Origin of the sequence: Bacteroides sp. An19, assembly GCF_002160215.1 — a bacterium.
GTDB classification, from domain to species: domain Bacteria; phylum Bacteroidota; class Bacteroidia; order Bacteroidales; family Bacteroidaceae; genus Phocaeicola; species Phocaeicola intestinalis.
Genome location: NZ_NFKD01000091.1, coordinates 1 through 10936 on the forward strand (window position 1 = coordinate 1; position 10936 = coordinate 10936).

The following is a 10936-nucleotide window of genomic DNA, read 5'->3' on the forward strand; positions in this document are numbered from 1 at the left end:
CCGGAAACATAGTGGTAATCGTTTAAATCTTATAATTCGGCACTATAAATTTAATACTTTTATCGCTATGTTCCTAATTATCACTGAAATATATTTATTCTTATTTCGAACTCACGTTAAATTAAAAACATCAAGATATGAGACCAACACAATATGAAGCGGCTCTGGCTGCAATGACGGCCTGGCTCTCGCACCCGCAGGAACTGGGACACGAGCCGGCAGAGATAGAGTGTACAGGCACGTTCGTACTTCACGATATGACCTACTACATCTTCAAATACAAGGATACCAAGGACAGTGAATGGCTGCTGGGCGTGAATGGTGGATACGAAGGAGACAGCTTGTCTGACTGCGGCCATACCTTCAGTGAGATGGAGCCTTATGACGAAAAGACGGCTGTCAAGGATGCTACGGCCCTTGTCGAGATGGTGCGTTCCTACTGGATGGAACAGGCAAAGCAGGCCGAGGAACGAGAGAAGAAGGCCGGCACATTCGTGGGATTCGCCCTGCTCTCCGACAACAGCTGGGACAAGGAAAAATACATCAGAGATCTGAAAGAACAGTGGAACATCACCGCTGAAGAGAAATCTGACGAGAAACGGAATCCCGAGTCACTGGTCTTTGACGTGGGTGACATGATGGCGGCGGTAAGCCTGATGCCTGCCCCCGTACCTAATGGCGAAGCCGAAGAATGCGCGAAGAACAATTACATGTGGCCGGAGGCCGAAAAAACAGCCAAAGAGCATAAGGCACACATCATGGTTGCCGTTATCGGCAAAGAGAAGTCCCTGATCGAAAGAGGCAAACTGTACGTGAAGCTGTTGTCTGTCTGCTGCCACCAGAAGAACATAACCGGTATCTATACCAGCGGCGTCGTTTTCCAGCCCCGTTTCTATGAAGGCTTTTCGGGAATGATGAAGGAGGATTCGCTGCCTATATACAACTGGATATGGTTCGGGCTTTATCGGACTGAAAAAGGAATCAGCGGCTACACCTATGGAATGGAGTGTTTCGGCAAGGACGAAATGGAGGTCCTTGATGTGGACGCCGAACCATCAGATGTGAGAGATTTTCTGGCCAGCATGGTAGGATATGTTTTGAAGTATGATGTAGTTCTCAATGATGGTGAAACCATTGGTTTCTCAGCAGAAGACAAGCACTCTATAATCCGCAGTCAGGGTGTCGCCCTACCGGATATAATGACTCTCAAAATATCGTATGAGTAATAATGACCAATATATGAGCAAAGTATTTCAACAAGACCTAAATACAAAGGAGCTTCAGCCCGGAGGACCTCTACTTATAAACCTCCTGTTCAAGGAACCGGTTGAATTGCCGGACACGCAGAGGGTGGCTGATGTATGCCGGAAGCATTTCGGCAATGTAGAATGCCGCGAAGGTGATGACAAATCCGTCTTCATCACCGCCCTGGACCACATGGTGGAATTCAAGGACGGGAAAGCACCCGTGCAGTTCCTGATGACTTCGTGCATGGACTTTGACGGAAAGACCGTGGACGACTTCACCAGAAGTCAGATGTGGGACTGCCAGGAGAGCCGTGACCGTATCCTTGAGGAATGCCGGTACAGTATGCTCGCTACGGACTTCCTTGCCCGTGCTCTGCCTTCGCTGGAACGCGCCAATCTGGAAATGGACTACCTTGAAGCGCTCGCCGAACTGTTCCCGTCCTGTGAGGCGTTCTTCTTCAGCGGCAGCGGGAAACTGTTCGAGGCGAAGGAAATCCGCGGCAATCAGATAGAAGGTCCTGACCGGTTCATCCGCTATGCCGTGAATGTCCGTTTCTTCACGATCCAGGGTTCCGACGACATGCTGGTAGATACACTCGGGATGAACACGCTGTTCCTGCCTGACCTGCAGTACCACTTCCGCGGACTTGATCCGAACTGGGTAGTGAACCATGCCTACAACGTGGCCTCCTATCTGCTTACAAGCGGCAATGAAATAGATTCGGGAGAAACCATCGATGGAATCAAAGACGGTGATATGGACAGCAGCATCCAGTGGAAGTGCCAATACGAAGACGCGCTGATACAGCCCAAACGTCCTGTACTTGACATCAACACGGGAGAATATGCAGCCGGGAACCGGGAATGATTTACCAATGACCAATTAACTTGTTGCTTATGCCATTGAACTTGACAGAAGAACAGATATTGCAGCTCGCTCCCGACGACTCGTCTGTAAAGGCCGGCAAAGGACTTGCGACCTTGAGCAAATGGGTACTGAGGGAATGCAGCGGACGTGCCGTCTGGGGGCATTGCCAGGGAAGCGGAAAGAATCCCTACCAGACGGTGATAGACTTGAATGACATTGCGTTCAAGTGTTCCTGCCCGAGCCGCAAATTCCCGTGTAAGCACGGGCTTGGCCTGCTGTTGCTGTACGCCCGCCAGCCTGACCAGTTCACGCAGGCGGAAGAACCGGAATGGGTGACAGCGTGGCTTGCCAAAAGAACGGAGAAGGCCGAAAAGAAGGAGCAGAAAGCCAAAAGCGAAACCCCAGTGGATGAAGCGGCTCAGGCCAAGAGGCAGGAGAAGCGGCACCAGAAGGTACTGGGAGGCATATCCGACCTTGAGGTATGGATGAAGGACCTGGTGCGCAACGGATTTCTGAATGTTCCGGAACGTGCCTATACCTTGTTTGACAACATGGCCCGGAGGATGGTGGACGCCCAGGCACCGGGACTTGCGGGGAGACTGAGAGCCATGGAGGCTATAGACTTCGACTCGGAAAGCTGGAAATCCGACCTGACGGAAAGTATGGGCAGGCTGTACCTGCTCATGCAGAGCTACAGGAACATCGACGGACTTCCCGAAGAATGGAAGGACGAGATACGCACGCAGATCGGATATCCCCAGTCCAAGGACAATGTCCTTGCCGGAGAGCCGGTGGCGGACAGCTGGCTCGTGCTTCACAAGCAGTCCCGTAAAGTCAACGATGTCAATACCGACATCTACTGGTTTTACGGAAAGGAAAGCGGGCTTTTCGCCAGATATCTGAGTTTTGCCGTTGCCGGTACCTTTTCCACCGAGAACTGGATTCCGGGCAGTGCCTATAAAGGGGCGCTATGCTTCTATAACGGCACGGGTACATGCCGGCGTGCATTGTTCCGAGAGTCCGTACTCGCGGAAGAAAACTTTGTGCCGGCGTGCAGCCCTGACCTGAAGCAGGCTGCCGCGGTGTACCGCACGGCCATGCTGACGAATCCGTTTTCCGAGGACGTCCCCCTGCTTGTGGAGGACGTAAGGGTCGCCCGTAACGGGAAAGACTACACGTTGCTGGACAACTCGGGCAATGCCGTCCGTGTGGCGATGCCCGAGGAAACCTACATCGACATCCTCGCCATTACCGGCGGCAATCCGTTCGCCTCGCTGGTCATTGTAAATGGGGATATATGGGAACTGAAATCCATCTGGTACAACAAAGAATATCATACTTGGAGAGATGAACGTAACTGAACCTATCATACAGGCTGCACTGCTTGGAACAGCCAACCGTGAATTCGTTCCCGGAGCCTTTCCCGAGTCCCTTCAGACTCTGGTTGACGGGATCCGCGGAAAAGCCGAAGACACGGAATCGTTCCTGTACATGACAGCCGCATCCGCCTTCGCCTACAGGCGTGCCGGATGGGAACCGGCCGGAGCGGAAGGCATTGTCCCCGTGGAAACAGCCCCGGAAGAGGAACTGCCGTATTTCGACAAAGGCCGGAGCCAACTCTTTTCCAGACTCCACAGTACACGCTATATGCTGGCCTACGCCTACCGTCTGGCGCAGGGGTCGGGAAAAATCATTTCACCCGAATACCTCCAGCCGCTTATCCGGCGTGCCTATGACCGCAACAACCCGTTGCGGTTTGAAGAACGCAGGCTGCTGAAAAATCTCGTCGGGAACAGAGGCTTGTGGCTGATCAGGCAGATGGGCCTTGCCGGAGAGGAATGCGGGACCACCGATTCCTGGGACACGGCCACCCACGGCGAGCGTAAGGAGATGCTTGCCAGATTCAGGCAACAGGATCCTGCCGCAGCCCTTGAACTGCTGCGGAAAGACTGGAAGAGCGAACCAGCCAACCAGCGCAACGAACTGCTTGGATGCCTCCGGACCAACATCAGCAAGACCGACGAGCCCTTCATCCAGGAAGTGCTGGAGTCGGACCGCAGCTCCATTGTCAAGGAAACGGCACGGAAACTTCTGTGCATGATTCCCGATTCAGCCATGGTGACGCGCTGCTGCGAACTCCTGCGTGGACATATCAGACACAACATGCTTACCGGATGGTCATACGACGAGATCGGATACACCCCGGAGATGAAGGCCATGGGGCTGTCCGAGGTAAGCTCCAACAAGAAAGAGGGCGATTCCGAATTCATCCTGAGACAGCTCGCCGAACGGGTACCTTTGAGTTTCTGGTGCGAGGTATATGGCTGCGGAAAGGAAGAGGCCGCAAGAAAATTCGCCAAGCATCCTCCTTTCAGGAAGTTCCTGGAGCTGGAAGACCCGATACTCAACTTCTCGGACGGGCTGTGGGCTTTCCATACCCTGAAGGAAGACCCTTCCTATCTGCGCAAGCCGGAACTCGTGGCGATGCTCACCCCCTCCCAGCGGGAGGAAATCAGCTGGCCGGAAACGGTCCGGGATTTCGGATTTATACCCGACTCATGGTACGGCAACGACTATGAGGCATGGGGCCCGAAATTCTCTTCCAGCGTCTTGTCCTGGATTCTGAAAAAGGATTACCTGTATTATGCCGCAGACATGGCGGAACGGCTTGCCATGCATATCCCGTCGCATCTGAGGAACCTGATCGAGGCCAAGGCCGCCTCTTCGGCGGAGGCTTCGCCGTCCATGAACGAGTTCTGCTCGAAGATGCTGGAATACATGGATCTTAAATCTGAAACAGACACTTTGTTAAATGAAAAATAAATATTGATATTCATATGAGCACTTTACTGAGACAACATGCCGAGCAACAGTTTGCAGAGGAACTTCATGAACTGAAAAAGAACGAGACCAACCCGATTCCCGAAAACTGGGAGATGTCACCCCAATCCGTTGTCACCTACCTCATGGGCGGGACACTGAAAAACGGTTTCGAGGTTTCACCGAAATACATAGGCAACCGCCGCCTGATGGAGATTGCCGTGGCCACCCTTGTCACCGACCGGGCGCTGCTTCTGTACGGTCTTCCCGGTACGGCCAAGAGCTGGGTCAGCGAGCACATGGCGGCAGCCATATCCGGCGATTCGACGCTGATAGTACAGGGTACCGCCGGAACGGGAGAAGAGGCCATCCGCTATGGTTGGAACTATGCCCGTCTTCTCGCCGAGGGGCCGAGTGAGGGTGCCCTGGTGCAGACCCCGGTGATGAAGGCGATGCAGGAAGGCAAGATCGGCCGCATCGAGGAGCTTACCCGTATCGGTTCTGACGTGCAGGATACGCTCATCACCATCCTTTCGGAGAAGACCCTGCCCATCCCCGAGCTGAACAAGGAGGTGCAAGCCATCCGCGGATTCAACATCATAGCCACGGCCAACAACAGGGACAAGGGTGTGAATGACCTTTCAAGCGCACTGAAACGCCGTTTCAACACGGTCATCCTCCCGTTGCCCGACACGCTTGAGGAAGAAGTTGACATTGTACGCCGCCGCGTGGAGAGCTTCGAGAAAGTGATGCAGCTGCCGGCAGAGAAACCGGCCCTTGATGAAATCCGCCGTGTCGTCACCATTTTCCGTGAGCTGCGTCAGGGTGCCACCGGTGACGGCAAGACGAAGCTCAAGAGCCCGAGCGGCACACTGAGTACGGCAGAAGCCATATCCGTGGTGAACAACGGCCTTGCCATGGCCGGCTATTTCGGCGACGGCCAGATCCATGCGGAGGACCTCGTTTCAGGTATCCTCGGTGCCGTGGTGAAAGACCCTGTTCAGGACAAAGTGGTATGGCAGGAATACATGGAGACGGTGGTCAAGAACCGTGAGGGCTGGAAAGACATCTACAGGGCTTCAAGAGATATGATATGATTTGATTGAAGTATTTTGCATGAGACAAGTAATATGACAGACATTCATCTATTGGGAATACGTCATCACGGGCCGGGCTCCTGCCGGAACATCCTGCAGGAACTTGAGCGTATCCGTCCCGACCTCATACTGCTTGAGGGACCGGCGGAGGCCGAGGCTCTCATGCCGTTCGTCTCCGACGGGCAGATGAAGCCTCCGGTAGCCCTGCTCGGCTATCAGCCCGATGCGCCGCAGAATGCCGTATTCTATCCGTTTGCCGACTTCTCGCCGGAATGGCAGGCTTTGCGCTATGCTCTCCGGGAGAATGTCACCTTACGCTTCTTCGATCTCCCGCTTGCCCATTCCCTTGCCTTCGAAGCGGAAAGGAAGGATGGCAACGAGCCTGCAGAAGCGGATGATGAAGCCAATGAACAGCCGGGTGATCCGTTTGACCTGCTGGCAGAAGCTGCCGGCTATCCGGACGGTGAATCGTGGTGGAACATGAACATAGAACAGCGCAGGGACGGCAGCGGCATCTTCGAGGCCGTCAAGGAAGCTGTGACCGCACTCAGGGAAGCCCTCCCGGAACATACATCCCGCAGGGACCTTGTCCGTGAAGCGTGGATGCGCCGCATGATACGGGCGGCCCAGAAGGAGCCTTTTGAACGCATAGCCGTAATCTGCGGGGCATGGCATGTCCCGGCACTGGAAAACATGCCGAAGGTGAAGGACGACAACGAGCTGCTGAAAGGGCTCCCGAAGGTAAAGGCGGAATGCACGTGGATTCCGTGGACGTATGACAGGCTCACCTTCCGCAGCGGTTACGGGGCCGGCATAGATTCTCCGGGATGGTACCATTACCTGTGGCATCATCCGGATGATGACGGCACCTGGTGGGTCAGCCGTATAGCGGCCCTTCTGAGGAAGAAGGACATGGACATCTCGGTGGCCCACGTAATCGAGACAGTCCGTCTGGCGCAGACGACAGCGGCGTTGCGTGGTCTGCCCACCCCGACGCTTGAGGAATACAACGAGGCGGTGACCACCGTAATGGGCTTCGGGGACGACATGCTGCTGCAGCTCGTCAAGGAATCGCTCATCGTGGGCAACCGGCTGGGCAAAGTCCCGGAAGCGGTGCCCAAAGTCCCTCTCCTGATTGACGTGGAACGGCTGCAGAAACGTCTGCGTGTCCCTTTCACGGCGGAAATAAAGGAGATGACACTTGACCTGCGCAAGGAGACCGATTTGGAACGCAGCCTGTTCTTCCACCGCCTGGCCCTGCTTGACATAGACTGGGCCAAGCCTGAAACCGCAGGCGGCAAGGGTACATTCAAGGAAAAATGGAGTCTTTACCACAGGCCGGAACAGATTGTCTGCATCATAGAACGGGCAGTCTGGGGCAATACCGTGGAGGAAGCCGTGCAGAAGTACGTCTCCGACCGCATGACCGGAATCACCAGAATCCCTGAACTGACGGGACTTCTTGACCGGGTCATTCCGGCCAACCTTCCGGAGCTTGTGGAGGCGATGACCATCCGTCTTGACCGTCTGTCGGCGGCATCCACAGACATTGTGGAGATGATGGAAGCGGTTCCCGACCTGGTGAACATCGTCCGTTACGGCGATGTCCGCAATCTGGATTTCAGCAAGGTGGGCAACATGCTCCGGGCCATGGTGGCACGTATCCTTGCAGGAGGTCTGCTCGTCTGCATCAACATCGACGAGGAGGCAGCCGGAGAACTTCTTGAACACCTGTCGGCTACCGACTATGCCGTCTCCACGCTTGATGACGAAGAGCTGAACGGCATGTGGTACGGGTTCGTGCAGCAGATCCGCAATTCATCGGGAGCGCATCCGCTGCTCTCCGGGTACGCGGCACGCATACTCTACGACAAGGGCAGGATATCGCGTGAAGAGATGCGTGACACCCTGAGCTTCTATTCATCGGTGGGTAACGCACCTTCCGACATCGCATACTGGTTCGAGGGATTTCTGCGTGCATCAGGTTCGGTACTGCTGCTGGACGACAACCTGTGGCAGCTCGTGAACGGCTGGCTCTGCGGCCTGAGCGACGCGAATTTCATAGAACTGCTGCCGGTGATCAGACGCACATTCAGCAATTTCACCACGGCCGAGCGCCGCAAGCTCGGCGAGAAGGCCAAAGGATTCGAATTGAACGGAACCGATACCGGAATCGCCTCCGGGGAACATTCCTGCAATGACGGGGATGCATCCAAGGTGATACCCCTGCTCGGGAGATTTCTGGGAATCGGATAAAAAAGGAACAGAATATGGAAACAGAATATTTGAAAAGATGGCGCATGGCTCTCGGCGGAAACGCCGCTGACGGGACGGGTGTAACGCTGACGGTGGAGGAACAGCGCCTTGACAGTTCGCTGGAAGCCGTCTATGACAGTGACCGCCGAGGCGGACTCGGGTCGTCGGCCCCGAAGGTAAGCCGCTGGCTGGGAGATATCAGGGAGTTTTTCCCGCAGACAGTCGTGCAGGTTATCCAAAGGGATGCTATTAAACGCTTGCACCTTGACTCGCTGCTGACCGAGAAAGAGATGCTGGCAACGGTTGTTCCTGACGTACATCTGGTGGCTACACTGATGTCACTCGGCAGGGCCATTCCCGAAAAGAACAAGGAGATGGCCCGTCAGGTCGTACGCAAGGTCGTGGACGACCTGTTGCGGAAACTCTCTGCCCCGACCCAGCAGGCCGTCACCGGTGCATTGAACCGTTCGGCGAGAAGGCGCAATCCGCGTTACAACGAGATAGATTGGAAGACGACCATCATAAAGAACTTAAAGAACTACCAGCCTCAGTACAAGACCGTCATTCCGGAAGTCAGGATAGGCTACGGCCGCAAATGCAAGGCGTTGAAGGACATCATTCTCTGTCTCGACCAGAGTGGATCGATGGGAACCTCTGTCGTCTATTCCGGCATCTTCGGTTCGGTATTGGCCTCCCTGCCGTCCGTGAGTACGCGTATGGTGGTATTCGACACCTCGGTCGTTGACCTTACCGACGACTTGCAGGATCCGGTTGACCTGCTGTTCGGTGTCCAACTCGGCGGAGGAACCGACATAGCCAGGGCTCTGACTTACTGTCAGGGAGTGATCACACGGCCGCAGGACACCGTGCTGGTGCTGGTGACCGACCTCTATGAAGGCGGCGACGCGAAGGAGATGCGCAAGCGTTTCGCCTCTATCGTGGCCAGTGGTGTGCAGATGATTGTGCTCCCTGCACTGAACGACGACGGAGCTCCCTGCTACGACAAGCATCATGCCGAGTATCTTGCCAGCCTCGGTGTCCCCACATTTGCCTGTACGCCCGACAAATTTCCAGACCTGATGGCAGCAGCATTGAGCAAGCAGGATATCGGAATGTGGGTATCCAAGAACATTAAAGAAAAATGATTCTTCAAGAAAGATGTTTATCAGCTATGAACCGGCAGAACAGGACACCAAACGATGCAGAAGGAATAAGGGTTTACCAAAATCTTTGGAAAAACTTATTGTTAGGAATATGTAGTCTGCTTTTTGCCATAATGGGCATCTTTATAATAGCAGATGACAATTGCAGGATGGTAACTAAAATAATTGGAGGCTGGTTAGGCTCTATATTTTTTGGTGTTGGAGGACTGGCCATATGCATCATGTCACTCTATAACTATCTGAGACGTATTCCGTATTTAGTTATATACAAAGACAGGATTGAGGTTTATGTGCAATTTAAAGCCTCGTATGATACGGTATATTTCAAAGATGTACAGAAGTTCCGCCTGATAACAATTGGCGCGTCAAAGCAAATTGCTATTGATTATCGCCCCTCATATATCGTACAGCGAATGAAATCTCATACGACTTCCAATTTTATACAGAAGATAATGAGATTTAATCTCAATAAGACGGGAGCCATTGAGTCTATTTTAGCCTCAAACCTGTCTATGAAACGAACTGATATTTTACGCATATTGAATGAACATATAAGAATGACCTGATAATAACAGAATATACGGAACTCATGAAAAAGGAAATAACAGACAGAATCAGGCTACTGGGCGGCAACGTGGCAAACCTGAAAGGGAATTCGTTGAAAGAGGATCTCTGTGCCATTACATTCGATACGGCCCTGTTCCTTAAACCGGTGGACACGCCCTGGCTGGCTGCCGAAGATACGGAGCCTATTGAAGGTTTGGGCGATTGGGTGGATGAGCATATGGAGTTGTTCAATTCCGACAGGGAGTCATTCTATAAGGAAATGACAGAAACCTTCTTTACCTTGGATGAAGAGCCTCGCCGTCAACTGTTTTGGGTTGCCAGACCATTTACGCCATTCCAAAAAGGGACACCGGATTTTGAAGAATGGAATGGTTGGTTTACGGATAATGCAGAGCTGGGTGAAATCATCAAGTATTCAGATTGTGCCACTCCGGATTTCGTAGAGTTGCTTTATACGGACGGTTATCCCAATTACTATCTTATCTGCCTGTCAGATAACGACCCTGAGAATCCTGTCGTCTGGAGTACGGATCATGAGGAATTTTTCACGGAAGTAACTAATGAGGGACGACTGAAGGATTTTCTCGACAGGTTCATGACTAAGGAGGAATTCCTGGAATTGGTAAAAAGTAAACTTGAAGAGTGAATATTTTGGGAAAATAACAGCCAAATCGGCTGTTAGCTGAACATTAGCTGTTTCGGAAAATAAATTATAAACTTAAAAATAAATAACGTGAGTTCGAAATAAAATCAAAAAATAGCAAGTTGTCCGTCATTGACAAAATTCACGTCAATGGCAGGCTTCTTTTCAAAAAAACAGTATGCCGCGATAGCCGACAAGGAGTTGGCTATAAAGTTATTGAATGAACGATGTCTTGAGTGTTCAATCTGTGCTATGTTCTTCAGTTCGTCATTGAC

General features: G+C 52.9%; 9 protein-coding genes and 1 pseudogene. 9 read left to right on the forward strand and 1 reads right to left on the reverse strand.

Translation table 11 applies throughout. The features are described from left to right. Window positions 1-137 precede the first annotated feature (137 nt). The 9 genes from B5F25_RS19630 to B5F25_RS19670 all read left to right on the forward strand — a co-directional run bounded on the left by B5F25_RS19630 (window position 138) and on the right by B5F25_RS19670 (window position 10664). Complete coding sequence (locus B5F25_RS19630) at window positions 138-1226, forward strand: DUF4261 domain-containing protein (RefSeq protein ID WP_241148450.1); 1089 nt, start codon at window positions 138-140, stop codon at window positions 1224-1226. 13 nt (window positions 1227-1239) lie between these two features. Beyond that, window positions 1240-2115 carry a DUF4261 domain-containing protein gene (locus B5F25_RS19635; protein WP_087251579.1) on the forward strand — a complete coding sequence of 292 codons (876 nt, stop codon included), beginning with the start codon at window positions 1240-1242 and terminating at the stop codon, window positions 2113-2115. Between the two features lie 29 nt (window positions 2116-2144). Further along, complete coding sequence (locus B5F25_RS19640; protein WP_087251573.1) at window positions 2145-3476, forward strand: SWIM zinc finger family protein; 1332 nt, start codon at window positions 2145-2147, stop codon at window positions 3474-3476. Between the two features lie 286 nt (window positions 3477-3762). Further along, entirely contained in the window at window positions 3763-4938 is a 1176-nt protein-coding gene (locus B5F25_RS19645; protein ID WP_262483276.1) for a DUF5691 domain-containing protein, read from the forward strand. Between the two features lie 14 nt (window positions 4939-4952). Then, window positions 4953-6032: an AAA family ATPase gene (locus B5F25_RS19650; RefSeq protein ID WP_070752471.1), complete on the forward strand. Its 1080-nt coding sequence runs from the start codon at window positions 4953-4955 to the stop codon at window positions 6030-6032. Between the two features lie 33 nt (window positions 6033-6065). Continuing rightward, complete coding sequence (locus B5F25_RS19655; RefSeq protein ID WP_087251575.1) at window positions 6066-8288, forward strand: DUF5682 family protein; 2223 nt, start codon at window positions 6066-6068, stop codon at window positions 8286-8288. Window positions 8289-8302: 14 nt separating this feature from the next. Then, window positions 8303-9433: a VWA domain-containing protein gene (locus B5F25_RS19660; RefSeq protein ID WP_087251576.1), complete on the forward strand. Its 1131-nt coding sequence runs from the start codon at window positions 8303-8305 to the stop codon at window positions 9431-9433. Beyond that, entirely contained in the window at window positions 9430-10017 is a 588-nt protein-coding gene (locus tag B5F25_RS19665) for an STM3941 family protein (protein ID WP_140406993.1), read from the forward strand. Before B5F25_RS19660 ends, B5F25_RS19665 begins: the two co-directional genes overlap by 4 nt. A gap of 23 nt (window positions 10018-10040) precedes the next feature. Further along, window positions 10041-10664 (forward strand): hypothetical protein, encoded by a 624-nt coding sequence (locus B5F25_RS19670; protein WP_087251578.1) that lies wholly within the window; start codon window positions 10041-10043, stop codon window positions 10662-10664. Between the two features lie 104 nt (window positions 10665-10768). Here the strand turns inward: B5F25_RS19670 and B5F25_RS22575 are convergent. Continuing rightward, a pseudogene (locus B5F25_RS22575) lies at window positions 10769-10936 on the reverse strand (IS982 family transposase); the annotation flags it as partial.